The sequence below is a fragment of the Burkholderia sp. AU15512 genome (genome assembly GCF_002223325.1).
GTDB lineage: Bacteria > Pseudomonadota > Gammaproteobacteria > Burkholderiales > Burkholderiaceae > Burkholderia.
Map to the genome: position 1 here is coordinate 363,942 of NZ_NKEX01000003.1, position 23,917 is coordinate 387,858.

23 protein-coding genes are annotated in these 23,917 nt (G+C 67.2%); 15 read left to right on the forward strand and 8 right to left on the reverse strand.

Features of this window, described 5'->3' with window-relative positions:
* Positions 1-25 precede the first annotated feature (25 nt).
* The 6 genes from CFB43_RS04180 to CFB43_RS04205 all read right to left on the reverse strand — a co-directional run bounded on the left by CFB43_RS04180 (position 26) and on the right by CFB43_RS04205 (position 7,785).
* Positions 26-1,075, reverse strand: a complete 1,050-nt coding sequence (locus CFB43_RS04180; protein ID WP_089494204.1) for an ABC transporter ATP-binding protein — start codon at positions 1,073-1,075, stop codon at positions 26-28.
* A gap of 28 nt (positions 1,076-1,103) precedes the next feature.
* Positions 1,104-2,702 (reverse strand): ABC transporter permease, encoded by a 1,599-nt coding sequence (locus CFB43_RS04185; RefSeq protein ID WP_089494205.1) that lies wholly within the window; start codon positions 2,700-2,702, stop codon positions 1,104-1,106.
* 2 nt (positions 2,703-2,704) lie between these two features.
* Complete coding sequence (locus tag CFB43_RS04190; RefSeq protein WP_089494206.1) at positions 2,705-3,739, reverse strand: iron ABC transporter substrate-binding protein; 1,035 nt, start codon at positions 3,737-3,739, stop codon at positions 2,705-2,707.
* 65 nt (positions 3,740-3,804) lie between these two features.
* The gene (efeB, locus tag CFB43_RS04195; RefSeq protein ID WP_089494207.1) at positions 3,805-5,109 is read right to left on the reverse strand and encodes an iron uptake transporter deferrochelatase/peroxidase subunit; all 1,305 of its coding nucleotides are present in this window, start codon (positions 5,107-5,109) and stop codon (positions 3,805-3,807) included.
* A gap of 11 nt (positions 5,110-5,120) precedes the next feature.
* Entirely contained in the window at positions 5,121-6,254 is a 1,134-nt protein-coding gene (locus tag CFB43_RS04200; RefSeq protein ID WP_089494208.1) for a hypothetical protein, read from the reverse strand.
* 64 nt (positions 6,255-6,318) lie between these two features.
* A complete protein-coding gene (locus CFB43_RS04205) occupies positions 6,319-7,785 on the reverse strand; it encodes a carbohydrate porin (RefSeq protein ID WP_089494209.1) in 1,467 nt (488 codons plus the stop codon).
* 680 nt (positions 7,786-8,465) lie between these two features.
* Between CFB43_RS04205 and groES the strand changes: the two genes are divergently transcribed.
* Positions 8,466-8,759: a co-chaperone GroES gene (groES, locus tag CFB43_RS04210; protein ID WP_039361157.1), complete on the forward strand. Its 294-nt coding sequence runs from the start codon at positions 8,466-8,468 to the stop codon at positions 8,757-8,759.
* Between the two features lie 46 nt (positions 8,760-8,805).
* Entirely contained in the window at positions 8,806-10,446 is a 1,641-nt protein-coding gene (gene groL, locus CFB43_RS04215; protein ID WP_039361154.1) for a chaperonin GroEL, read from the forward strand.
* A gap of 189 nt (positions 10,447-10,635) precedes the next feature.
* On the opposite strand, the gene CFB43_RS04220 is transcribed toward groL, so the two are convergent.
* Positions 10,636-11,502, reverse strand: a complete 867-nt coding sequence (locus CFB43_RS04220) for a hydroxymethylpyrimidine/phosphomethylpyrimidine kinase (protein ID WP_089439368.1) — start codon at positions 11,500-11,502, stop codon at positions 10,636-10,638.
* Between the two features lie 254 nt (positions 11,503-11,756).
* Here CFB43_RS04220 and CFB43_RS04225 point away from each other — a divergent pair, with 254 nt between their 5' ends.
* The 8 genes from CFB43_RS04225 to CFB43_RS04260 all read left to right on the forward strand — a co-directional run bounded on the left by CFB43_RS04225 (position 11,757) and on the right by CFB43_RS04260 (position 18,354).
* Positions 11,757-11,927: a rubredoxin gene (locus tag CFB43_RS04225; protein WP_004186709.1), complete on the forward strand. Its 171-nt coding sequence runs from the start codon at positions 11,757-11,759 to the stop codon at positions 11,925-11,927.
* 104 nt (positions 11,928-12,031) lie between these two features.
* Entirely contained in the window at positions 12,032-13,333 is a 1,302-nt protein-coding gene (locus CFB43_RS04230) for a hypothetical protein (RefSeq protein ID WP_089494210.1), read from the forward strand.
* A gap of 182 nt (positions 13,334-13,515) precedes the next feature.
* Positions 13,516-14,094: a YqgE/AlgH family protein gene (locus CFB43_RS04235; protein WP_011351143.1), complete on the forward strand. Its 579-nt coding sequence runs from the start codon at positions 13,516-13,518 to the stop codon at positions 14,092-14,094.
* Entirely contained in the window at positions 14,091-14,540 is a 450-nt protein-coding gene (ruvX, locus tag CFB43_RS04240; RefSeq protein ID WP_011351144.1) for a Holliday junction resolvase RuvX, read from the forward strand. Before CFB43_RS04235 ends, ruvX begins: the two co-directional genes overlap by 4 nt.
* Complete coding sequence (gene pyrR / locus CFB43_RS04245) at positions 14,527-15,039, forward strand: bifunctional pyr operon transcriptional regulator/uracil phosphoribosyltransferase PyrR (protein ID WP_039361132.1); 513 nt, start codon at positions 14,527-14,529, stop codon at positions 15,037-15,039. Before ruvX ends, pyrR begins: the two co-directional genes overlap by 14 nt.
* A 73-nt stretch (positions 15,040-15,112) precedes the next feature.
* Entirely contained in the window at positions 15,113-16,144 is a 1,032-nt protein-coding gene (locus CFB43_RS04250; protein WP_006476735.1) for an aspartate carbamoyltransferase catalytic subunit, read from the forward strand.
* Between the two features lie 52 nt (positions 16,145-16,196).
* Positions 16,197-17,477, forward strand: a complete 1,281-nt coding sequence (locus tag CFB43_RS04255; protein WP_089494211.1) for a dihydroorotase — start codon at positions 16,197-16,199, stop codon at positions 17,475-17,477.
* A 19-nt stretch (positions 17,478-17,496) separates the two neighbouring features.
* Entirely contained in the window at positions 17,497-18,354 is an 858-nt protein-coding gene (locus CFB43_RS04260) for a lysophospholipid acyltransferase family protein (RefSeq protein ID WP_089494212.1), read from the forward strand.
* A gap of 32 nt (positions 18,355-18,386) precedes the next feature.
* Here CFB43_RS04260 and CFB43_RS04265 read toward each other — a convergent pair whose 3' ends face one another.
* A complete protein-coding gene (locus CFB43_RS04265; protein WP_089494213.1) occupies positions 18,387-19,226 on the reverse strand; it encodes a symmetrical bis(5'-nucleosyl)-tetraphosphatase in 840 nt (279 codons plus the stop codon).
* A 353-nt stretch (positions 19,227-19,579) separates the two neighbouring features.
* Between CFB43_RS04265 and rfbB the strand changes: the two genes are divergently transcribed.
* Genes rfbB through CFB43_RS04290 form a run of 5 tightly spaced genes read left to right on the forward strand, consistent with a single transcriptional unit; the run spans position 19,580 to position 23,905 of the window.
* The gene (gene rfbB / locus CFB43_RS04270; RefSeq protein WP_089494214.1) at positions 19,580-20,641 is read left to right on the forward strand and encodes a dTDP-glucose 4,6-dehydratase; all 1,062 of its coding nucleotides are present in this window, start codon (positions 19,580-19,582) and stop codon (positions 20,639-20,641) included.
* Positions 20,642-20,652: 11 nt separating this feature from the next.
* Complete coding sequence (rfbA, locus tag CFB43_RS04275) at positions 20,653-21,546, forward strand: glucose-1-phosphate thymidylyltransferase RfbA (RefSeq protein WP_089494215.1); 894 nt, start codon at positions 20,653-20,655, stop codon at positions 21,544-21,546.
* The gene (gene rfbC / locus CFB43_RS04280) at positions 21,531-22,082 is read left to right on the forward strand and encodes a dTDP-4-dehydrorhamnose 3,5-epimerase (RefSeq protein ID WP_089494216.1); all 552 of its coding nucleotides are present in this window, start codon (positions 21,531-21,533) and stop codon (positions 22,080-22,082) included. The genes rfbA and rfbC overlap by 16 nt, the downstream gene beginning before the upstream one ends.
* 21 nt (positions 22,083-22,103) lie before the next feature.
* A complete protein-coding gene (gene rfbD / locus CFB43_RS04285) occupies positions 22,104-23,009 on the forward strand; it encodes a dTDP-4-dehydrorhamnose reductase (protein WP_089495245.1) in 906 nt (301 codons plus the stop codon).
* On the forward strand, positions 23,003-23,905 hold the full coding sequence (locus CFB43_RS04290; RefSeq protein WP_089494217.1) for a glycosyltransferase family 2 protein: 903 nt from the start codon (positions 23,003-23,005) through the stop codon (positions 23,903-23,905). Before rfbD ends, CFB43_RS04290 begins: the two co-directional genes overlap by 7 nt.
* The last annotated feature ends 12 nt before the right edge of the window (positions 23,906-23,917 follow it).

A 23,917-nucleotide genomic window follows, 5' to 3' on the forward strand; every position in this document is an offset into this window, starting at 1 on the left:
TGCCCGCCGCGACGGCCCGCGCCGCTCAGCGCGCGTACGCCATCACCGCGCCATCCACCACCAATGCGACACGTTCGCCGACGGCCGGACACCGGTGTCCCGGCACGCGTGCGCGCACGCGCACGTCGCCATCGGCATCGAGGCGCACGAGCACGTCGGCGTCCTGGCCCGCGAATTGCACGGCTTCGACACGCGCCGTATGGCCGCGCGCCGCGTCGCCGTGCGTGACCGGCACGATGCCGATCTGCTCGGGACGCAGCATCGCATCGGCCGGCCCGTCGGGCAGCGGCGCGACGAGCGGCAGGTCGCCGAGCGCGCAGGCGATGCGCATGTTGCACACGCGGCCGGCGAGCAGCACCGCCTGCCCGACGAACGACGCGACGTCGCGCGTGACGGGCTGCCGGTACAGCGTCTGCGGCGCGGCCGTCTGCACGAGCCGGCCGTGCCACATCACCGCCACTTCGTCGCCGAGCGTCATCGCCTCGGGCTGGTCGTGCGTGACGAGCACCGAGGTCGCGCCTGCCGCGGCGAGCGCATCGGCGACCGCGCTGCGCGTTTCGTGGCGCAGCGACGTGTCGAGCGCGGAGAACGGTTCGTCGAGGATCACGAGCGACGGCTCGGGCGCGAGCGCACGAGCGAGCGCGACGCGCTGCTGCTGTCCGCCGGACAGTTGCTGCGGCGCACGGCTCGCATACGACGCGGGCAGCCCGACCATCTCGAGCAGTTCGTCGACGCGATGATGGCGCCGCCGCGCCGCGCGCGGCAGCCCGAACGCGATGTTGTCGGCCACCGACAGATGCGGAAACAGCGCGCCTTCCTGCGGCACGTAGCCGATCCGGCGCTGTTCGGGCGGCACGTGCACGTCGGGCGCGGCCACGCGGCGCCCGTCGATTTCGACGGTGCCGCGCTCGGCGCGCTCGAAGCCGCACAGCACGCGCAGCAGGGTGGTCTTGCCGCTGCCGGACGGGCCGAGCAGCGCGAGGCGCGAGCCGCGCCGCACCGTGAGGTCGATGTCGTGCAGGACGGTATGCGCTCCGAACGATTTCGACAGGCCGAGGATGCGTAGTTCGCTCATGGGCGGTTCCGGGGAAAAAGGGCGGCGCTCAGTCGCGCACCGACGCGCGGCCGAGCAGCAGGAACAGCAGTCCCGACGCGCCGAGCGACAGCGCGACGAGCAGCGCCGCGTAGGGCGCCGCGGCGGCGAACGCAAGCGTCGCCGTATCGCTCCACACCTGCGTCGCGAGCGTGCGGGTGCCGATCGGCGACAGCAGCAGCGTCGCGTTGAGTTCCGTCACGACCGAGATGAACACCATCGTCGCGGCCGCGCCGAGGCCGGGCGCCGCGAGCGGCAGCACCACGCGCGTGAGCGTCGCGCGCCAGCCGAGGCCGAGCGAGCGGGCGGTTTCCTCGAGCCGGACCTGCACGTGCGACAGCGCGGCGCGCACGCTGACGACCGCGAGCGGCAGGAACAGGATCGCGTATGCGCCGACGAGCGCCGGTGCGCTCTGGTAGAGCGGCTGCAGCAGCCGCACCGTGATCGACACGATCGCCAGCGCGACGACGATGCCCGGCACGCCCTGCACGGTCATCGCGGTGCGCTCGAGGAGCGTCGCGACGCGGCCGGGATAGCGAACCAGCAGGAACGCGAGCGGCAGCGCGAGCAGCGTCGTGACGGCTGCCGCCATCAGGCCGTAGCCGGACGACGCGAGCGTGGCCTGCCACAGCAGTTCGGGCGACACGTCGGCCGGCGTGACGGCGGCCGCGCCCTGTTGCGTGAGCCAGTAGCCGATCATCGCGAGCGGGACGCCGAGCGTCGCCGCTGCGAGCGCGGCGAACGCGACGGTGACGGGGCCGCGCAGACGGCCGAGCGGATAACGCATCGCGACGCGGCGCGCGGCACGGTGCGTATGGCCATAGCGCGCATGGCCGCGTGCGCGTGCCTCGATCGCGAGGCACAGCAGGCACAGCGCGATCAGCACGCAGCCGAGCAGCGAGGCGCCGCCGCCGTCGAATGCGGTGCGGTATTCCGCATAGATCTCGGTGGTGAAGGTGCGAAAGCGCAGCAACTGGAATGCGCCGAACTCGGACAGCACGCCGAGCGCGACGAGCAGCATCCCGCCGCACAGCGCGGGGCGCAGCTGCGGCAGCACGACGCGCAAGAAGGTATGCCACGGCGAGCAGCCGAGCGTGCGCGCGCTTTCCTCCAGCGCGGGGTCGAGCTCGCGCAGCGCGGCGGCCACCGGCAGGTAGACGAGCGGGAAGTATGCGGAAGTCAGCACGATCAGCGCGCCGAGGAAATCCTGCAGGTCGAGGCTCAGCGACACCCACGCATAGCTCGTGATGAACGGCGGCACCGCGAGCGGCGCGGCCGCGAGCGCGGTCCACAGCGGCCGGGCGGGCAGGTCGGTGCGCTCGATGAACCATGCGAGCGCCGTGCCGAGCAGCGTGCACGCGAGGGTCGCGGCGAGCGTGATCGACAGCGTGTTGACCAGCAGTTCGCCGACGAGCGGGCGCCACAGCAGCTCGATCGCATCGTCGACGCCGAAGGTGGCCGCGCGGTACAGCGTGAAGCCGAGCGGCAGCAGGATCGCAAGCGGCCCGCACGCGGCCGCGGCGACGAGCGCGCGTGGCGGGCGGCGCCGTGTCGCGGTGGGCGCGCCGTCGCGTGCGCTGCGTGCCGTGCGGGACACGGCGTCGCTCATGGTCAGAGCAGACCGGCCTGGCGCAGCAGCTTGCCGGCCTGGCTGTCGTCGCCGAGCTGTTCGAACGTCAGCGCCGGCGGGCTCAGTTCGTTGAACGGCTTCAGGATCGGGTCGGGCGCGACGCCCGGATGCAGCGGATACTCGAAGCTGATGTGGCCGCCGGCCATCAGTTTCTGCGCGCGCTCGCTGACGAGATACGCGACGAACTTCTGCGCTTCCGGCTGGTGCTTCGACGCCTTCAGCACCGCGGCGCCGGACACGTTGACGGCCCCGCCGACGTCACCCTTGCCGAAGTGGTAGATCGCGCTGCGGGTCGACTTGTCGCCGAGCTCGGCGTGCAGGCGGTCCCAGTAGTAGTTGTTGACGATGCCGGTCAGCACGCCGCCGCGGTTGACGGCCGCCGTCACGCCTTCGTCGTCGTCGAAGATCTGCGCGTTGGCCTTCAGGCCCTTCAGCCATTGCAGTGTCGCGGCTTCGCCGTGCAGTGCGAGCACCGCGCTCACGAGCGGCAGGAAGTCCGCGTCGCTCGGCGCGACGCCGACCTTGCCCTTCCATTCCGGCTTCGCGAGATCGAGCAGCGAAGCGGGCAGCTGCTGCGGCTGGATTTTCGCGGTGTTGTAGACGAGCACGTTCTCGCGCGCGAGCACGCCGACCCAGTTGCCGTCCGCCGGGTTGAAGCGCGCGGGCACCGACTGCAGCGTGGCGGCGTCGGTCTTCGCGAACAGGCCCTTGCGGTCGAGCAGCACGAGCTCCGGCGAGTTCTCGGTGAAGTACACGTCGGCCGGTGTGCGGTCGCCTTCCGCGACGAGCTGCGCGGCGAGCGCCGGGCCTTCGCCCGAGCGCACCTTCACGGTGATGCCGCTCTGCGCTTCGAAGTCCTTGACGAGCTGGTTGACGACCTGCTCGTGCTGCGCGTTGTACAGCGTGAGCGTCGCGGCATGCGCGCGCGCGGCGTGCAGCGCGCCGGTCAGCATCAGCGCGGCGGCCGCCGCGGAAATCAGGTGCCGCAGCGGGCGGCTAACGGGTGAAGTGTTCATGTGGTTTTCAGCAGGTTGCACCCGGCCGGGCCGGGAAGGTGTGCGTTGCCTTGCGTTGTGCGTCGTCATGCCTCGAACAGCGCGGCGCCGATGTACGAACCCGGTTGCGCGCCCGGCGGGCACGCGAAGATCGCGCTGCCGACGTGCGTGGTGAACTGGTTCATGATGTCCAGCTTCGCGAGCTTCTCGTTGATCGGAATGAAGCCCTTGCGCGGGTCGCGCTGGTGCGCGACGAACATCAGCCCCGCGTCGTACTCGGTCTGCTGGCGCCACGGCGGCCAGCGCTCGATGTAGAAGTTCGTGCTGTCGTTGTACGAGTACGCGCGTCGCAGGATCTGCGCGCCGTTGTTCAACTGCGGCGACGCGAGACGCGCGTGCGCGTTGTCGGGGATCACCGGGTTGCCGTCCTTGTCGGCCGCGTCGAGATCGAGCGCCTCGAACTCGTGCTTCTGGCCGAGCGGCGCCCCACTGTACTTGTGACGGCCGACCACCTGCTCCTGGAAGCCGAGTTCCGTGTTGTCCCAGTGCTCGAGCGTGATGCGGATCCGGCGCACGACCGTGTAGGTGCCGCCGTTCATCCATGCCGGGCCTTCGCTGCCGGCCCACACGAATTCGTTCATCGCGGCCGGATCGGACATCGGCGGATTCATCGTGCCGTCCTTGAAGCCCATCAGGTTGCGCGGCGTTTCGCCGGGCTTGCCCGACGTGAAGCCGGCCTGGCCCCAGCGCATCTGCGCCGCTTTCGCGCCGAGGCGCACGAGCTGGCGCACTGCGTGGAACGCGACCTGCGCGTCGTCCGCGCACGCCTGGATGAACAGGTCGCCGCCAGTCTTTTCCGGCAGCAACTGGTCGCCGTTGAAACGCGGCAGGTCGACCAGCGCGGCGGGGCGATGCTTGGCGAGGCCATAGCGGTCCTTGCCGGCGAGCGCGAACATGCCGGGGCCGAAGCCGAACGTTATCGTCAGGCGTGCGGGGCCGAGGCCGAGCGCGTCGCCCCCGTCCGCCGGCGCGACTTCGTCGCTGCCCGTCGTGGCGAGCGGTTGCGCGGTATCGCCGCGCGCCATCCGCGCGGCGGCGTCGGTCCAGGTTTTCAGCAGCGCGATGACATCCGCGCGCTGGGCGGTCGTCAGGTCGAGCGCCGCGAAATACGCGTGGCGCTGCTGCGGCGTCGTGATGCCGCTCTGGTGCTTGCCGTAGAACGGCTCGACGCCGTCATGCGCGGCAGCGGGCGCGGGTGCGGCGGCGGGTGCATCAGCGGCCTGCGCGGCCGGGATCGACGCCGCCGCGAGGCCGGCGGCCACCGCGGCGCCGCCCGCCTTCAGGAAGCCGCGCCGTGCGGGGCGCGGTGGCTGGTTGGAATCGTCTGCCATGATGGGCTCCCTTACTTCGCGAGCAGCAGAGTGTTGACGTCGTCCGCGACGTAGTAGAAGCCGTCGCCTTCAGGCGTCATCGCGATGCCGAACAGGTTGCCGTTGCCGGGGGGCGATTGCGCCTTGTCGGTATTGATCCAGCGCGCGTAGATCTGCTTGCCGGCGACCGGATCGATCTCGACGACCTGGCCGTTCTGCGCGTTGGTCGCGAGCAGGTGGCCGTTCGGCGCGGTGGCGAGCGCGAGCGGGCGGCGCAGGAAGCCGTCGGCGGTGACCTGGCGGCCCACGCCCGCGCTGGTGTCGCGCGTGAGCGGATCGTCGATCTCGACGATGCGATTGCCGATCGCGTCCGACACATACAGTTTCTTCTGGTCGCCCGACAGCGCGAGGCCGGTCGGGCCGACCAGGAACACGCCCTTGTCGGCCTGCGCGCCGAGGCCGCTCGCGACGACCGTTTCCCGCTTGATCACGGGCGGCTTGCCGGCCGGCACGTCGAGGTCGAGACGCAGTACCGTCGCCTGCTTGTAGACGGGCGGATTGCCGTCCGCGCCGCCGACGCCGAAGCCGGCCATGCTGACGAACAGCGTCGCGCTGTCGCCGCGGTCGACCACGGCCATGTTGCCCCACGGGTCGTTGATGTTCGGGGTCGACCACGTCGACGCGATCTTGCCTTGCGGATCGAGCACGATCAGGCAGCCGGCGCCCTTGGTGTTAGTCGTGCCGTCGTTGCTCGGCGTGCTGCCGACGATCACCCAGCCGGATTTCAGCATCGTCATCGCCGTCGACAGGCCGACGCCGCCGGGGCAGCCCTTCAGGTCGCGCGGAATCGACGCGAACAGGCTCAGCTGCTTCGTCGACGGGCGGTAGTTGACGATCGTGCTGCCGGTGCCCTGCAGGTTCGCCGCGTTGTTGAAGTTGTCGACGAGCACGTCGCCCGCCTGGATCGTGCCGGCCGACACCGGCGCGACCGCGATCGCGTACGGGTTCTGGTCGCCGTTGTCCGGCACCGTGTTGACGAGCGTGGTGTGGCGATGCACGGTCTCGAGGAAACCTTGCGGCTCGGCGAGTGCGCCGGCGGCGGCCGTCAGCGCGGCGGCGGCCAGCGCGCCCGTCGCGAGGCGGCGAAGCGGGGCGGATCGAATCATGTGAATCTCCTGGGGAGCGCGCCGTCCGGGCGGCGCGCGAAAATGGGCAGCGTGGGCGCGTCGCTCAGAACGTGATCGTCGTCCGTGCGCCGAGCACGAACGTGTTGCGCAGCGGCTGGGTCGCGTCGCTCGGGTTCTGGCCGGCGCCGGCATTGAACGTGTACTGCGCGTCGGCCTGGACGATCCACCACGGGTTGACCTGGTACTGGTAAGTCGCCTCGAGCGTCGTCTCGCGGGTGCGCACGCCGTACGGGCCGGTCGCGAACGCTCGCGCGGTCTGGTCGAGGTCGGTCACGTGGTTGCCCACCTGGATGTACGTGACGCCGAGGCCGACGCTGTCGTTGTCGCGGCCGGCGAACGGCGCCTTCAGCACGATCCCCGCGTTGGCGGAGAAGCTCACCAGGTTGCGGTCGCCCGGCGCGCCCATCACGCGCGCAAACACGCCGAGGCTGCGCGGGCCGGTCGGGTCGGGGCGCCAGATCATCTGGTCGGCCACCGCGTAGAAGCTGTAGTTCCCGTGACGCTGCTGCGCGTCGCCGTTCGACGCGGGATCTGCGAGCGACAGCCCGTCGCTGCCGACGTTCTGGTCCGCGAAGCGGCCGTTGTGATACCAGACGCCGATCTTGTAGGTGCCCGGCAGCCCGTTCGAGCGGCCGGTATCCATTTCGCCGTCGGACGGCTGGTTCAGCGCGTACTGCAGTTCGCCGATATAGAGCGCGCCGTTGTGCAGGTTGAAGTTGGTGCCGCTGAGGTTGTTCGGGTTGTTGCCGAGCGGATCGCCGTCGAACACGCCCGCGAGCGCGGTGAGTTTCGGCGTGATCTGCGCGCGTACGCGCACGCCGAGGCCCGCGAGCGGATACGCGGGGCCGCCGTTCGGCAGGTCGTAGGACGGCAGCGCGGGCCAGCCGAACATCGTGTTGACGAACGTGTTCGCATACGTGCTGACCATGAATTCCTGGTCCAGGCTCTGCTGGCCGATCTTCACGTCGACGCGCTTGTCGAGGAACGACTGCTGGTACCACAGCTCCCACAGGCGCGTCGTGCCCTGCGCCTCGATGCCGCTCGCGGTGTTGAGCGTGCCGAGGTTGCGCGCACTCAGGTTGGTGCCGTGGATCTGCAGCGCGCTGACGTTGAATGTCCCGCCCGGCAGGCCGATTGCCTTCTGCGTGTCGACCGTCAGGGTGGCAGTCGTCAGCCCGTCGTAGGCGCCGCCGCGGTTCAGGCCGCCGCGCAGGTTCGCGAGGTACTCGCTGGTTTCGGTGATCTGCAGCGTCGCGCCGTACTTGCCGAGCCACGGGCGGATGCCGCCCATGTCGCCGAGCAGGCTCTGGCGCGTCCAGATGCCGGTCCACATGTTGGTCGGTTTCGCCTGGATCGCCAGGTCGGCCTCGGGGGCTTCCGGCTGGGCGTCGACCGGCACGTCGGCGAACGCCGCGCCGCTCGCGAACGAGGCACACGCGAGGATGGCCGCGCAGGCGGCGGGGCGCATCCGGGCACGGGCGCTGTCTCCCTGGAACGATGCAAACTTCATATCAAATCCCTGGTTCTAATTAGTGTGGAGTCCTGCTTGTCGGTCGCTGTCCGGACGCTCGGCACCGATCGGCCAGGGCATGAAGATGAACGCAACGCGGCGCATCGTAGGAGTGTCGAATGGGAATGTCAATGTAAACGAGAATGATTCGCATCTAAATTACTGAATGTAATCCGCCTCCTTACGGGTGGGGCCCGACACGGGTTTACTGACGAGGTAAACCGTAAATATCGTTGTAATGAAAATGAATGCTTCTATGCGGGTCGATGGATCCGCGGCGCGAGGCGCAGGCGGCAACCGGCGGGTGCGGGAGGGCGCGTGCCGGCGGACGGAATCGACGCCGCTGCGGCATTTATCGAGTGATGCCGCCGATCGAAGGAACTCCGTGCTTTCCCGGTGTCCAAACGGGGCTGGATGGGATTCCGGGGCCGCGCGGCCCCGCCTGCAAGGCGGGGTGGCGCTTGCCGGGGTTTGTTTTCAAAGGGTTTTTTGTCGGATCCACGTGCTTTTTCCGCCCCGTCCCCGCCCCGAAAATTCGTCCGGTTCCCCTTCTTGAATTTGTCAAAACCCGTCCATATAATTAGCACTCGCTGCACGAGAGTGCTAACAATTCTCTGCCAGGCGACAAGCCGGGCAGATTCCCTAAGCGTTCTTCAATCTCAGTCAAGAGAGGAGTGAATATGAACCTTCGTCCTTTGCACGATCGCGTGATCGTCAAGCGCCTGGATCAGGAAACCAAGACCGCCTCGGGCATCGTGATCCCCGACGCCGCTGCTGAAAAGCCGGACCAGGGCGAAGTCCTGGCCGTCGGCCCGGGCAAGCGCGACGACAAGGGCGCCCCGATCGCGCTCGACGTGAAGGTCGGCGATCGCGTCCTGTTCGGCAAGTACGCAGGCCAGACCGTGAAGGTCGACGGCAGCGAACTGCTGGTCATGCGCGAAGAAGACATCATGGCCGTGGTCAACGCGAAGTAAGCGTCCACCGACGGTACATATTCCCAAGAATTCAAGGAGTTAGAAGATGGCAGCTAAAGACGTCGTATTCGGCGATTCCGCCCGTTCGAAGATGGTCGAAGGCGTGAACATTCTCGCCAACGCAGTCAAGGTCACGCTGGGTCCGAAGGGCCGCAACGTGGTGCTCGAGCGCAGCTTCGGCGGCCCGACGGTCACCAAGGACGGTGTGTCGGTCGCGAAGGAAATCGAGCTGAAGGACAAGCTCCAGAACATGGGCGCGCAAATGGTCAAGGAAGTCGCTTCCAAGACCAGCGACAACGCAGGCGACGGCACGACGACGGCAACCGTCCTCGCGCAATCGATCGTTCGCGAAGGCATGAAGTACGTCGCATCGGGCATGAACCCGATGGACCTGAAGCGCGGCATCGACAAGGCAGTCGCAGCGGCTGTCGAAGAGCTGAAGAAGATCAGCAAGCCGTGCACGACGAACAAGGAAATCGCACAGGTCGGCTCGATCTCGGCGAACAGCGACACGTCGATCGGCGATCGCATCGCTGAAGCGATGGACAAGGTCGGCAAGGAAGGCGTCATCACCGTCGAAGACGGCAAGTCGCTGGCTGACGAACTCGACGTCGTCGAAGGGATGCAATTCGACCGCGGCTACCTGTCGCCGTACTTCATCAACAACCCGGAAAAGCAAGTCGCCGTCCTCGACAACCCGTTCGTGCTGCTGCACGACAAGAAGGTGTCGAACATCCGTGATCTGCTGCCGGTACTCGAGCAAGTCGCGAAGGCTGGCCGTCCGCTGCTGATCATCGCTGAAGACATCGAAGGCGAAGCGCTCGCCACGCTGGTCGTCAACAACATCCGCGGCATCCTGAAGACCGTTGCGGTCAAGGCGCCGGGCTTCGGCGATCGTCGCAAGGCGATGCTGGAAGACATCGCGATCCTGACCGGCGGCCAGGTGATCGCTGAAGAAACCGGCCTGACGCTCGAGAAGGCAACGCTGGCAGAACTGGGCCAGGCGAAGCGCATCGAAGTGGGCAAGGAAAACACGACGATCATCGACGGCGCAGGCGAAGCCGTGAACATCGAAGCACGCGTGAAGCAAGTGCGCGCGCAAATCGAAGAAGCGACGTCGGACTACGACCGTGAAAAGCTGCAAGAGCGCGTGGCCAAGCTGGCTGGCGGTGTTGCAGTGATCAAGGTTGGTGCCGCGACCGAAGTCGAAATGAAGGAAAAGAAGGCACGTGTCGAAGACGCACTGCACGCAACGCGCGCGGCTGTGGAAGAAGGCATCGTGGCAGGTGGCGGCGTTGCGCTGATCCGCGCTCGCACCGCGATCGCAGGCCTGACCGGCGCTAACGCCGATCAAAACGCCGGCATCAAGATCGTGCTGCGCGCAATGGAAGAGCCGCTGCGCCAGATCGTCACGAACGGCGGCGAAGAAGCCAGCGTCGTGGTGGCGGCAGTTGCTGCAGGCCAGGGCAACTACGGCTACAACGCAGCGACGGGCGAGTACGTCGACATGGTCGAAGCCGGTGTGGTTGATCCGACCAAGGTCACGCGTACCGCACTGCAGAACGCAGCGTCGGTTGCAGGCCTGCTGCTGACGACGGACGCAGCTGTTGCTGAACTGCCGAAGGAAGACGCACCGATGCCGGGCGGCATGCCCGGCGGCATGGGCGGCATGGGCATGGACATGTAATCGACTTCGGTCGATGGTGTCCGGAGCGCGCAGCGATGCGTGCTCCAGCCAAAGAAAAAGACCCGCAGCGATGCGGGTCTTTTTTTATGGGCGCGCGGATTTCGATGCGTGCGCGGGGCGGCCGGAGATGTCGCGCCCACAGGGCGTGACATTGGGGGCGACGGCGGGGCATGCCCCGCCGCACGTGCGTCAATGCCGATGCGACGTCCTCGGCACCGCGTCGGCCTTCACGGCCGGCGGCGTATCCGAATCCTCGTTGCTGCGCGCCCAGAAGAACCGGTCGGGCAGGTACGCCCCCATGCCGGGCCGGAACGCGTCGCGCGTGGCCTGGTACAGGTATTCCTGCGCTTCGCGAACCGCTTCGGGTGGCTCCTGGCCGTTCGCAAGCAACGCCGCGATGGCCGCGCCCAGTGTGTCGGTGATGCCCATCAGCCGGTGCGGCGAGCGATCCCACATGTCCTCGCGCAGCTGGCCTTCCTCGCCGTACAGCGTGTTGACGAGCCGGTGCGAGCCCGTCTCGGACGACAGGATGTACTCGCAGCCCTGCGACAGCAGGTGCGAGACGGCCGCGTCGAGATTCGGCGCCTCGGCGTCGCCGTCCGGCTGCGCGAGCGCGATCAGCGTCGCGTAGTCGGCGACGAGCAGCGTGGTTTGCGGCGCCAGCAGGTCGGCGATCGATTCGCGCAGGTCGTCGGCTGCGAGCACGTGCTCGTCGTCGAGCGTGAAGTCGGGCGCGAGCACGAGCGGCACGCCGTCGTAGTCGGCGACGACCTCGGCGATCGCGCTCACGACTTCCGCGCGCGTCGCCGCGCCGATCTTGAACGCCGCAACCGGCATGTCTTCGAGCAGCATGCGCGCCTGGGCGGCGACCACGTCGGGATCGAGGCCGGTCACTTCGTCGCAGGCGGCCGAGTCGCGCACGGTATAGCCCGTCAGGACGGACACGCCGTGACAGCCCATGCTCGCCAGGGTCAACAGATCGGCTTGGATGCCAGAGCCGCCGGTGGGGTCGGACAGGCCAAAGGTGAGGACGATCGGAGGGGCGTTGCTGGACATGTAAAAATGGGGCAAGAGAAAAACGGGAAAGCGACGGGCATGCGGACGGCGAGGCGAAATGGGCGTTTTCGGCCCTGTGTTGCCCGGCAGGCCGCACTTTTCAGCCATTATGCGGCGGAATCCGGCCCGCACGACGGATTTTTTAGCGCAGCGCAACGTAGTCGCGTTACTCCAGCGCGATTGCTAGGCAGTCCGGCCCCGACACGGTACCATCATGGCTCCCGAATTTACCGACTTTCCCGACGCGGCTTAAGATGGAATACAAGAGCTGGATGTGCCTGATTTGTGGCTGGATTTACGACGAAGAAGCCGGGCTGCCGGAAGAGGGCATTGCCCCGGGCACGCGCTGGGAAGACGTCCCGATCAACTGGACGTGTCCTGAATGCGGCGCCCGCAAGGAAGACTTCGAGATGGTCCAGATCTGACCGGACCCTTGGCCCACGGACACACCGCTCAGGCCTCGCATCGACCCGGCGCTCATGCGTCGAGGCTCGCGCGAGCGACTTGACGACGACAGGCGCGCGTGTCCATGAGGCCAGAACCGGCGAACGTTCCCCACCCTGACGCACTGCCCAACCCGCGCGGCGGGGCCGTGCGCGCGGCCGACGCATGGCTTGCGGCGGCCGCCGACGCTTTCGAGCATCGCGACGACGCGGCCGCACCGCTCTCCGCTGCTGCGGCCGTGCTCGCGGAAGCCGGCTGGCTGCCGGCCGCGCGTTTCGCGGGGCAGCTGTCGGCCGCCGTGCCGCTCGTCGCCGCCGAGCCGACCTCGGCCGGCTGGCGTGCCGCGCTGCGCGATTTCCGCGCGGCCGTCGCACGCCACAACCTGCGCGAGCTCGCCTGCTCGCCGGTTCTCTTCGAACATTTCCGTGCCTTGCGTGCGCAAAGCGCCGCCGACCTGCGCGCGCAGGCGCCGCTCGACGCGCTCGCGCTCGTCGGCCGTGCGGTGCCGCCCGCCACGCTGCGCGCGCTGCCCGACGCGTTCGCGACCCGGATTCGTGCCCGCTACGAACAGGCGTTGCTTGGCGTGCTGCGCGCGGAACACGGCGCGCCCGATGCGGCACTCGACGAACTCGATGCGATGCTGGCCGCGCTCGCCAGCGATGATCCATACGATTTCTGGCGGCTCGCGGCCGCATGCGTGCGCGCGCTGCGCGCCAGCGGCGCACCCGAGCTGAAGCGCTTTCTCGCGCGCACGAACCTGCTGCTCGGCGAGCACGCGCAGGGCCGGCGCAGTGCGCCGCCCGAACTCGTGCGGGAGACGGTGGCGCTGCTGTGGCGCGATTTCGCGCTGTTCGGCGCCGCGGCCGAGGATGTCGCGCTCGTCGACGTGCTGCACGACTACGGATTGACGGTCGACTGGCACGTCGCCGGCACGCCCGCGTCCGAAGCGCTGTGGGAGGCCGATGCCGCCCGGGCCGAGCATGACGCGGTTGCCGCCGCGCCGACCCGCGCACTCGGCGTCGTGACGGTCAATGCGCATGCCTATGAGGATTTCCTGCAGACGGCCGATGCGTCGATGGTCGACCTCGCGGCCGATCCGGCGAGAGCCGACGCGGGTGCCGCATGGCATGCGTCCGGCGCCGCCTACCGGGTCGGCACGGCCGCGTGCGCGCTGGGGCTCGGCCATGCGGCGCTGCTGGCCGACACGCTTGGCCTCGCGTGGCGGCGTGCGGCGCACGGTGTGCCGCTCGCCGACGGCGGCCTCGATGCGCACGGCCACGCGTCCGACATGCTGCGCGCGGCGCTGCTGAAGATTGCAGCCGGCGTTGCGCCGCCGGATCTCACGGCGGCGTCCGGCGCGCTCGGCGCGGCGCTCGGCCGGGCCTGACGAAGAAGGGGACGAACACGCGCCGGCGGCCCTTGCCGCGCGGGCCCGCAACACGCTGCCGACAGCGCCCGCGCGCGTGTTAGAGTGCCGTGTGATCCGTGCGCGCCGTTGCCAGCGCGGTGCGGCGTTGCTTGTTGATCGCGGCCCGGTCAGGCCGCGGCGTCTTTGCTAAAATTCAAACCATGTCAAAGCCTTCCGATCGCATCAATCTCACCAACCAGTTCCTGATCGCCATGCCGAACATGGCCGATCCGACGTTCTCGGGAACGGTGGTCTATCTTTGCGATCACAGCGAGCGCGGTGCGCTCGGCCTCGTCATCAATCGTCCTACCGACATCGACCTCGAATCGCTGTTCAACCGCATCGACCTGAAGCTCGACATCGAGCCGCTGCTGCACATCCCGGTGTACTTCGGCGGCCCGGTCCAGACCGAGCGCGGTTTCGTGCTGCACGAGCCGGTAGAGGGCGCGAGCTACAACTCGTCGATGTCCGTCGAGGGCGGGCTGGAGATGACCACGTCGAAGGACGTGCTCGAGGCGGTCGCGACGGGCACCGGCCCGAAACGCTTCCTGCTGACGCTCGGCCATGCGGGCTGGGGCGCAGGGCAGCTCGAGGAAGAAATCTCCCGCAACGGCTGGCTGACGGTCGCCGCCGATCCGCGCATCGTGTTCGACACGCCGGCCGAAGAGCGCTTCGAAGCCGCACTCGGCCTGCTCGGCGTCAGCTCGTCGATGCTGTCCGGCGAAGCAGGGCACGCATGAGTGGCGCGAGCGCGCGCGATGCGACGCTGCTCGCGTTCGACTACGGCGAAAAACGTATCGGCGTCGCGGTCGGCAATGCGCTGACGCGCTCGGCCCGTGCGCTCGTCGTGATCCAGAACCTGAATCGCGAACACCGCTTCAAGGCGGTCGGCGACCTGCTGGCCGAATGGCGGCCGGACGCGCTCGTCGTCGGCCTGCCGATGCATCCGGACGGCACGCCGCACGACATGACGCAGCAGGCGAAGCGCTTCGGCAACCAGCTGAACGGCCGCTTCGGGCTGCCCGTCACGTGGGTCGACGAGCGCTATTCGTCGGTCGAGGCCGAGGCCGGGCTGCGCGAGCGCAACGTGCGCGGCCGCGCACGGGCCGAGATGCTCGATGCCGAGGCCGCGCGCGTCATCCTTCAACAGTATCTCGATCAATTGTCCGACCATGAGCACCATTGACGCCGAGGCGCTTTACCGCGTCCTGCTCGACCAGATCCGCGCCGCGTACGGCACGGCTTTCGCCGAACCGGGCGGCCCGCGGCTCGCCGGCATTCACAGCGGCGGCGCATGGCTTGCCGAGCGCCTCGCGCGCGATCTCGGCGCGCCGGCGTTCGGCGTCGTGAACGTCGCGCTGCACCGCGACGATTACGCGAAGAAGGGGCTGCACAGCCAGGCCAGCCCGACGTCGCTGCCGTTCGAGATCGACGGCGCGCGCATCGTGCTCGTCGACGACGTGCTGTTTACCGGGCGCACCGTGCGCGCGGCACTCAACGAGCTGTTCGACTACGGCCGTCCGGCCGCGGTCGAGCTCGCGGTGCTCGCCGATCGCGGCGGCCGCGAGCTGCCGGTCGCCGCGCGCTTCGCGGGCGGCGCGCTCGACGTGCCGGCCGGCGCGACGCTCGTGCTCGCACGCGACGATGCGCAGTTCACGCTGCGCGTCGAGGCACACGGCGCCTGAACGACACGCGAACCGTATCCCGGGCCGCTGGTTTGCACCGCGGCCCGTTTGCATAGTTGGAATCACGCACACCATGACCACCGACACCACTGGCCGCACCGGCAATCCCGCCGCGGCCGCGAGCCCCGACCGGTTCCGCTACGGCTTCCTGAAGGGCAACCCGCAGCTCACGAAAAACGGCGAGCTGAAGCATCTGCTGTCGATCGAGGGCCTGCCGCGCTCGATCGTCAACCACATCCTCGATACCGCCGAGCAGTTCGTCAGCGTGACGGACCGTGAAGTGAAGAAGGTACCGCTGCTGCGCGGCAAGTCCGTGTTCAACCTGTTCTTCGAGAACTCGACGCGCACCCGCACGACCTTCGAGATCGCCGCGACGCGCCTGTCGGCCGACGTGCTGAACCTGAACATCAATGCGTCGTCGACGAGCAAGGGCGAATCGCTGCTCGACACGATCAACAACCTGTCGGCGATGCATGCCGACCTGTTCGTCGTGCGCCATGCGTCGAGCGGCGCGCCGTACCTGATCGCCGAGCACTGCGCACCGCACGTGCACGTGATCAACGCCGGCGACGGCCGCCATGCGCACCCGACGCAGGGCCTGCTCGACATGTACACGATCCGTCACTACAAGCGCGACTTCACGAAGCTGCGCGTGGCGATCGTCGGCGACATCCTGCATTCGCGCGTCGCGCGCTCCGACATCCACGCGCTCACCACGCTCGGCGTGCCGGAAGTGCGCGCGATCGGCCCGCGCACGCTGCTGCCGGGCGGGCTCGAGCAGATGGGCGTGAAGGTGTTCCACAACCTCGACGAAGGGCTGAAGGGCGTCGACGTGATCATCATGCTGCGCCTGCAGAACGAGCGGATGAGCGGCGCGCTGCTGCCGTCCGCGCAGGAATACTTCAAGACCTGGGGCCTGACGCCCGAGCGTCTCGCGCTCGCCGCGCCCGACGCGATCGTGATGCACCCGGGCCCGATGAACCGGGGCGTCGAGATCGATTCGCAGGTCGCCGATGGCCCGCAGTCGGTGATCCTCAACCAGGTCACGTTCGGCATCGCCGTGCGGATGGCGGTGATGGGCATCGTCGCCGGCAACAGCGACTGAGCCCGCTTTCGCGCATCCTTATTCACGCAATCAACGCATTCACTGACAGCGCATGAAGATTCATATCAAAGGCGGCACGCTGATCGATCCGGTCGCCGGCACCGAGCAGCAGGCCGACGTATTCGTCGCGGACGGCAAGATCGCCGCGCTCGGCACGGCGGCGCCGGCCGGTTTCAACGCGGACAACACGATCGACGCCGTGGGCATGATCGTCGCGCCCGGCCTCGTCGACCTGTGCGCGCGGCTGCGCGAGCCCGGCTACGAGCACAAGGCGACGCTCGCGTCCGAGATGGCCGCGGCCGTCGCGGGCGGTGTCACGACCCTCGTGTGCCCGCCGGATACCGACCCCGTGCTGGACGAGCCGGGCCTCGTCGAGATGCTCAAGTTCCGCGCGCGCAACCTGCACCAGGCGAACGTGCATCCGCTCGGCGCGCTGACGGTCGGCCTCAAGGGCGAGGTGATCACCGAGATGGTCGCGCTGACCGAGTCCGGCTGCGTCGGGTTTACGCACGCCAACGTGCCGGTGCGCGACACGCAGGTGCTGCTGCGTGCGCTGCAGTACGCGAGTACCTACGACTACACCACGTGGCTGCGCCCGCAGGACGCCTTCATCGGCCGCGGCGGTGTCGCCGCGAGCGGCGCGCTGGCGTCGCGGCTTGGGCTGTCCGGCGTGCCGGTCGCGGCCGAGACGATCGCGCTGCACACGATTTTCGAACTGATGCGCGTGACGGGCGCACGCGTGCACCTCGCGCGGCTGTCGTCGGCGGCCGGCCTCGCGCTCGTGCGCGAAGCGAAGGCCGAGGGGCTGCCCGTGACCTGCGACGTCGGCGTGAATCACCTGCATCTGATCGACGTCGACATCGGCTACTTCGATTCGCAGTTCCGGCTCGATCCGCCGCTGCGCAGCGAGCGCGATCGCGAAGCGATTCGCGTGGCGCTCGCCGACGGTACGATCGATGCGATCTGTTCCGACCATACGCCGGTCGACGACGACGAGAAGCTGCTGCCGTTCGGCGAAGCGACGCCGGGCGCGACGGGGCTCGAGCTGCTGCTGTCGCTGACGCTGAAGTGGGCCGACGAGACGCGTACGCCGCTTGCGCAGGCGCTGCGCCGCATCACGTCCGCACCGGCTGATGTGCTGAAGCTGCCGGTCGGCCGCCTCACCGAAGGCGGCGCGGCCGACCTGTGCGTGTTCGACCCGCGCGCGCACTGGCGGGTCGAGCCGCGGGCGCTGAAGAGCCAGGGCCACAACTCGCCGTTCCTCGGCTACGAACTGCCGGCCACCGTGCGCGCGACGCTCGTGGCCGGGCAGGTCGCGTTCGAGCGCCACTGAACCACGCCGGACTATCGCCATGATTGCCATTCGCAAGCTGCGTCTCGTCTTTCACCTGTTGCGCGGCATGGCGATCGTCGCGCTGCGTTTTTCGCACGTCACGCCCGCGCGCCGCGCCGAGCTGATACGCCGCTGGTCGCTCAAGCTGCTGCGGATTTGCGGGATGCGTCTCGTCGTCCACAACGACAGCGCACGGCTCGACGCGAGCGCGCTCGTGGTCGGCAATCACGTGTCGTGGCTCGACATCTACACGGTCAACGCGTGGCGGCCGACGCCGTTCGTGTCGAAGGCCGAGGTGCGGCAGTGGCCGGTGGTCGGCTGGCTCGCCGAGAAGCTCGACACCGTGTTCCTGCAGCGCGAGAAGCGCACCGAGGCGATGCGCGTCATGCACGAGATGGCCGAGCGCCTGCGCAACGGCGGGCTGATGTGCGTGTTCCCGGAAGGGACGACGACCGACGGGCAGGAACTGCTGCCGTTCCACGCGAACCTGTTCCAGGCCGCGGTATCGGCCGGCTGCGCGGTGCAGCCGATCTGCCTGATGTACGAGGATGCGCAGGGGCGGCAGTCGGTTGCGCCAGCGTATACGGGCGAACTGGCGCTGGGCACGTCGCTCGACATGGTGTTGCGCGGCGGCCCGCTCGTCGCGCACCTGTACGTGTGTGACCCGATCGCGCCGGGTGGCGACCGGCGCGCGACGTCCGCGGCGGCGCGCGATGCGATCGCGGCTGCGCTTGCAAAGCTGCAGGAGAAGGTTGGCAAGCCGACGGCCGAGTCGCTCGCGGAACTGGCCAAACATGCGTATCCGGCGACCGAGGTTGGCGCCGGCGCGGCAGGGCATGAGGCGACCGACGCACCGGTGCCGGGGCGTGAGGGTTGACGCGCTTCCCGGCGACGCGACTCAGCCTTTAATCACTCGCCGCCCGGCGCGCGGCATGCTTCGCACTGCACCTGCGTGACCGTGCGCTGCGCCGGGTCGGCCGTCAGCCGCACGGCCGACAGCTGGTTACCCCACACACACCCCGAATCGAGCGCGACGACGTTCTCGCGCACCATCAGGCCGAGCGCGGCCCAGTGGCCGAACACGATCGTCACGTCCTCGGTGCGGCGCCCCGGTACGTCGAACCACGGCAGGTAGCCGGGCGGCGCGCTGTCGGGGCCGCCATTCGCCTTGAATTCCATCGCACCGTCGGGCGTGCAGAAGCGCACGCGCGTGAACGCATTGAACGCGACGCGCATCCGGTCGCGTTTCTTCAGATCCGGGCTCCATTGATTCGGCTCGTTGCCGTACAGCTTCTGCAGCGTGTCGCGCCAGTCGGGCGCGCGCAGCGCGCGCTGGAGTTCGTCGGCGAGCTCCAGCACGAGCGTCGCATCCCACTGCGGCAGCACGCCCGCATGGACGAGCAGCATCCCGTTCTCCGCATGCACGAACGGGCGGTGGCGGACCCAGTCGAGCAGCGCATCGGCATCGGGCGCGTCGAGGATCTCGCCGATGGTGTCGCCCGGGCGTTCGGTTCGCAGGCCGGCGGAGACCGCGAGCAGGTGCAGGTCGTGATTGCCGAGTACGACGGTCGCGCGCGGGCCGAGGTCGACGAGTGCGCGCAGCGAGGCGAGGGAGTCCGGGCCGCGATTGACGACGTCGCCGGCGATCCACAGCGGGGTGTCGGCGGGGGCTGAAAGTTTGTCGAGTAGGGACTGGAAAGCGGAATGACAGCCTTGGATGTCGCCGATGGCGATGGGGGTATGGGTCATGGGGCGACGTGGGTTACGTGTTTCGGCTTCGCGGTAGGATTGGTCTGGTTGGCATTATTTTGCGCAATTTTTTTGAGAAAAAGCCCGTGAAATGGTATGAAATTTCATTGCCGGGAAGCTTGCGAGCGCTGTATCAAGTTGTTAGCGGCATGGCATTTGCGTGTTGCGGCTCCCTATAATTATGGTTCTCCCCAACAAAATTAGCATTTCATGACTTTGGAGGCCATGTCGACCGGTTAAAATTCGCGGTCTGACGTAGCGGTCACAAGTTACCGGTTACGAGCACTTGTGAATCTGATGCGGCGAGCGCCCCGAGAGCGTTCGCCGCGCATTGCATTACTAGAGGGAGCCTCATGATCCTGGTTACGGGCGGCGCGGGTTTTATCGGCGCAAATTTTGTACTCGATTGGCTGCGCGCATCCGACGAAGCCGTGCTCAACGTCGACAAGCTGACGTACGCAGGGAACCTGCGCACACTGCAGTCGCTGGACGGGAACTCGAAGCACGTGTTTGCGCGCGTCGACATCTGCGATCGTGAAGCGCTCGACGCGTTGCTTGCCGAGCACAAGCCCCGCGCCGTGCTGCACTTCGCAGCGGAAAGCCACGTCGATCGCTCGATCCATGGACCTGCGGATTTCGTGCAGACCAACGTCGTCGGCACGTTCACGCTGCTCGAAGCAACCCGTCAATACTGGAACGGCCTGAGCGATGCCGACAAGGCCGCGTTCCGCTTCCTGCACGTATCGACCGACGAGGTGTTCGGTTCGCTGTCCGCAACCGATCCGCAATTCTCCGAGACGACGCCGTACGCACCGAACAGCCCGTATTCGGCGACGAAGGCGGGTTCCGACCATCTGGTGCGCGCGTACCATCACACGTACGGTCTGCCGGTGCTGACGACGAACTGTTCGAACAACTACGGCCCGTACCAGTTCCCCGAGAAGCTGATTCCGCTGATGATCGCGAATGCGCTCGCGGGCAAGCCGTTGCCGGTGTATGGCGATGGTCAGAACGTTCGCGACTGGCTGTACGTTGGCGATCATTGCAGTGCGATTCGCGAAGTGCTCGCGCGTGGCGTGCCCGGCGAGACGTACAACGTCGGCGGCTGGAACGAGAAGAAGAACCTTGAGGTCGTGCACACGCTGTGCGATCTGCTCGACAAGGCTCGCCCGAAGGCAGCCGGTTCGTATCGCGACCAAATCACCTATGTGACGGATCGCCCCGGGCACGATCGCCGTTATGCGATCGATGCGCGCAAGCTTGAGCGCGAGCTCGGCTGGAAGCCTGCGGAGACGTTCGAGACTGGTCTGGCGAAGACGGTCGACTGGTATCTCGACAATCAGGTGTGGGCCGATGAGGTCGCATCGGGTGAATACCGCAAGTGGGTCGAGACGAATTACGCGAAACGCGCTTGAGGAGAGAAGCGATGGCACGTAAAGGCATCATTCTCGCCGGCGGGTCCGGCACGCGGCTGTATCCGATCACGCACGTCGTATCGAAGCAGCTCCTGCCGGTGTACGACAAGCCGATGATCTACTACCCGCTGTCGACGCTGATGGTCGCAGGCATCCGCGATGTCCTGATCATCTCGACACCGCAGGACACGCCGCGCTTCGAATCGATGCTCGGCGACGGCAGCCAGTGGGGGATGAACATCCAGTACGCGGTGCAGCCGTCGCCGGACGGTCTCGCGCAGGCCTTCATCATCGGCAAGGAGTTCGTCGGCAACGATCCGTCGGCCTTGATCCTCGGCGACAACATCTTCTACGGGCACGATCTCGTGAAACAGCTCGACCGGGCGAACGAGAAAGCGGCCGGGGCGACGGTATTTGCGTATCACGTGCACGATCCCGAGCGCTACGGCGTGGTGGAATTCGATCAAAACTTTCGTGCGCTGTCGATCGAAGAAAAACCGACCAAACCGCGCTCGAACTATGCGGTGACGGGCCTGTATTTCTACGACAACCGTGTGTGCGATATCGCCGCCGACATCAAGCCGTCCGATCGCGGTGAGCTCGAGATTACCGACGTGAACTCGCGCTATCTGGCAGACGGGGCACTCGATGTCGAGATCATGGGGCGCGGCTATGCGTGGCTCGACACCGGCACGCACGACTCATTGATCGATGCGGCGCTGTTCATCGCGACGCTGCAAAAGCGCCAGGGGCTCGTCGTCGCTTGCCCGGAAGAAATTGCCTTCCGCAGGAAGTGGATCGACGCCGATCAACTGTGCAAGCTCGCCGCACCGCTATCGAAAAATAGCTACGGGCGGTATCTCCAGAACATTCTTTCTGACCAAGTCGCATGGCCATCCAGGTAACGGCAACGGCATTGCCGGAAGTCAAAATCATCGAGCCGAAAGTGTTCGGCGACGCACGCGGATACTTCTACGAGAGTTTCAATGCGCGTGAGTTTGCTGAACTTGTCGCGCCCGGCGTCGAATTCGTGCAGGACAATCATTCGCGATCGGCGAAGGGTGTGCTGCGCGGTCTGCATTATCAGATTCAGCATGCGCAGGGCAAGCTTGTCCGTGTGGTTGAGGGCGACGTGTTCGATGTTGTGGTTGACTTGCGCCGCAGTTCGCCGAATTTCGGCCGATGGGCCGGCGTGAATCTGTCTGCCGACAACTACCGGCAGCTATGGGTCCCGCCCGGATTCGCGCATGGCTTCGTCGTGCTGTCCGAGTCGGCGCAATTTCTCTACAAGACGACCGACTACTGGTTTCCCGAGCATGAACGCAGCATCGTCTGGAACGATCCGGATATCGGAATCGTATGGCCGATCGACGACGAGCCGGTGCTGGCCGCCAAAGACGCGGCAGGCAAGCGTCTTGCCGATGCCGACGTATATGCGTGACCCGTTACAGAGGGGCGAATGATGGTTGCCGCAAACGGTAATCGCACGATTCTCGTCACGGGAGTCAACGGTCAGGTCGGTTTCGAACTGCTGCGCACATTGCAGGGGCTCGGGCGCGTGATCGCGATCGATCGTGGTGCACTCGATCTACGACGTCCCGATGCGATCCGGACGCTCGTGCGCGAAGCGCGCCCATCGATCATCGTCAACCCGGCCGCGTATACTGCGGTCGATCAAGCGGAAACGGACACCGTAACGGCACGGCAGATCAATGCCGAAGCGCCGGCCGTCCTTGCCGAAGAGGCAAAGCGGCTGGGGGCGGTGTTCGTCCATTACTCGACCGACTACGTGTTCGACGGCAGCAAGGCAGGGCCGTATGTCGAGAGCGATGCGACCGGGCCGCAGAGCGTCTATGGCGCGACCAAGCTTGAAGGAGAGCGGGCGATTGCGGCTGCGGATTGCGCGCACTTCATTTTTCGCACGAGCTGGGTGTATGGGCGGCGAGGTAAAAATTTTCTACTGACAATGCTGCGTCTTGCCGAGCAGCGACCCGAGCTGCGCGTGGTTGCCGACCAGGTCGGCGCGCCGACCTGGTCGGCAACCGTTGCGACCTTGACCGCGCACATACTGGCGCAGGGGTGCGGCGCATCGGGCGACGTGCACGAATGGGCGGCGCCGCGAAGCGGCGTGTACCACCTGGCAGCGACCGGCAGCACATCGTGGGCTGGATTCGCTGAAGCGATTTTCCAACGCGCGGATCTAGCATCGGCGCCGCGTGTCGTGCCCATCCCGGCAGCCGAGTATCCGTTGCCGGCGAAGCGTCCTGCGAATTCACGATTGGATACGTCGAAGCTGACCGAGGTGTTCGGCATCACGCCTCCTGACTGGCGTGATGCGCTCGACCTCTGTCTCGGTGGCGCATGTTGAGCGGTATCGGCCGCGACGAAGTCGGCGCAGTCGTCGTTTTCTACAACCCGGATCGCGCCTGTATCGAGCGTGCCAATCGGATCGCGAACCTGTGTCGCTGCGTTGTCGTCGATAACACGCCGGCGGACGCGCATTCGCCGGAGGTCGAGCGTGCGCTCGATGCGCGCATCGACTATGTGGCGAATGTGCGCAATGTCGGCATTGCGACTGCGCTCAATCAGGGGCTGGAGCGCCTGATTGCGGAGGGCTGCAAGTACGCGCTGCTGTTTGATCAGGACAGCGAGCCAACCGAAGCGCTGGTGCGCGAGCTGGTGCGCGTGATGAGTGAATGTGTTGCGCGACGCGAAGCAGTTGCGGTGGTTGGCCCGGCCTATGAAGATGCGCGACTTCGGGGTGTGGCGCCGTTCGTGCGATTCGGCTATTTCCGCCTGAAGCGAATCGCGCCGCAGGGCGACGTGCCGATCGACGTGGACTTCCTTATCACGTCGGGCTCGTGCGTGAATCTCGGATGCTGGTCCGACGTAGGACGTATGGACGATTCCCTGTTCATCGATTTCGTCGACACCGAGTGGTGCATCCGCGCGCGCTCACGCGGTTACCGCGTAGTCGGCATACCGTGGCTGAGAATGCAGCACGAGCTGGGCGAAGAGCCGATTCGTGCGTTCGGCCGCAGTTATCCGATGCACAGCCCGGTGCGTCACTACTATCTGTTTCGCAACGCCGTGGCATTGCTGAAGCGTAGGTATGTCCCGTGGACGTGGAAGTCGACGGAGCTGGTCAAGCTTCCCGTGCGGCTGGCCATTTACGCGTTGTATGCACCGGATGCGCGTGCGCACCTGACGATGGCGCTGCGTGGCATCCGGCACGGGCTGGCCGGCCGGATGGGGATGCTGTAACGAATTGTGAGA

Bases quoted from the DNA above. Each gene is read 5' to 3' on its own strand.
- groES (WP_039361157.1), top strand. From the start codon at position 8,466: ATGAACCTTCGTCCTTTGCACGATCGCGTGATCGTCAAGCGCCTGGAT.
- CFB43_RS04260 (WP_089494212.1), top strand. From the start codon at position 17,497: ATGATTGCCATTCGCAAGCTGCGTCTCGTCTTTCACCTGTTGCGCGGC.
- CFB43_RS04190 (WP_089494206.1), bottom strand. From the start codon at position 3,739: ATGAACACTTCACCCGTTAGCCGCCCGCTGCGGCACCTGATTTCCGCG.
- CFB43_RS04250 (WP_006476735.1), top strand. From the start codon at position 15,113: ATGACCACCGACACCACTGGCCGCACCGGCAATCCCGCCGCGGCCGCG.
- groL (WP_039361154.1), top strand. From the start codon at position 8,806: ATGGCAGCTAAAGACGTCGTATTCGGCGATTCCGCCCGTTCGAAGATG.
- CFB43_RS04220 (WP_089439368.1), bottom strand. From the start codon at position 11,502: ATGTCCAGCAACGCCCCTCCGATCGTCCTCACCTTTGGCCTGTCCGAC.
- CFB43_RS04235 (WP_011351143.1), top strand. From the start codon at position 13,516: ATGTCAAAGCCTTCCGATCGCATCAATCTCACCAACCAGTTCCTGATC.
- CFB43_RS04225 (WP_004186709.1), top strand. From the start codon at position 11,757: ATGGAATACAAGAGCTGGATGTGCCTGATTTGTGGCTGGATTTACGAC.
- efeB (WP_089494207.1), bottom strand. From the start codon at position 5,109: ATGGCAGACGATTCCAACCAGCCACCGCGCCCCGCACGGCGCGGCTTC.
- CFB43_RS04290 (WP_089494217.1), top strand. From the start codon at position 23,003: ATGTTGAGCGGTATCGGCCGCGACGAAGTCGGCGCAGTCGTCGTTTTC.
- CFB43_RS04230 (WP_089494210.1), top strand. From the start codon at position 12,032: ATGAGGCCAGAACCGGCGAACGTTCCCCACCCTGACGCACTGCCCAAC.
- ruvX (WP_011351144.1), top strand. From the start codon at position 14,091: ATGAGTGGCGCGAGCGCGCGCGATGCGACGCTGCTCGCGTTCGACTAC.
- pyrR (WP_039361132.1), top strand. From the start codon at position 14,527: ATGAGCACCATTGACGCCGAGGCGCTTTACCGCGTCCTGCTCGACCAG.
- CFB43_RS04265 (WP_089494213.1), bottom strand. From the start codon at position 19,226: ATGACCCATACCCCCATCGCCATCGGCGACATCCAAGGCTGTCATTCC.
- rfbD (WP_089495245.1), top strand. From the start codon at position 22,104: ATGGTTGCCGCAAACGGTAATCGCACGATTCTCGTCACGGGAGTCAAC.
- rfbB (WP_089494214.1), top strand. From the start codon at position 19,580: ATGATCCTGGTTACGGGCGGCGCGGGTTTTATCGGCGCAAATTTTGTA.
- CFB43_RS04185 (WP_089494205.1), bottom strand. From the start codon at position 2,702: ATGAGCGACGCCGTGTCCCGCACGGCACGCAGCGCACGCGACGGCGCG.
- CFB43_RS04205 (WP_089494209.1), bottom strand. From the start codon at position 7,785: ATGAAGTTTGCATCGTTCCAGGGAGACAGCGCCCGTGCCCGGATGCGC.
- CFB43_RS04180 (WP_089494204.1), bottom strand. From the start codon at position 1,075: ATGAGCGAACTACGCATCCTCGGCCTGTCGAAATCGTTCGGAGCGCAT.
- CFB43_RS04255 (WP_089494211.1), top strand. From the start codon at position 16,197: ATGAAGATTCATATCAAAGGCGGCACGCTGATCGATCCGGTCGCCGGC.
- rfbC (WP_089494216.1), top strand. From the start codon at position 21,531: ATGGCCATCCAGGTAACGGCAACGGCATTGCCGGAAGTCAAAATCATC.
- CFB43_RS04200 (WP_089494208.1), bottom strand. From the start codon at position 6,254: ATGATTCGATCCGCCCCGCTTCGCCGCCTCGCGACGGGCGCGCTGGCC.
- rfbA (WP_089494215.1), top strand. From the start codon at position 20,653: ATGGCACGTAAAGGCATCATTCTCGCCGGCGGGTCCGGCACGCGGCTG.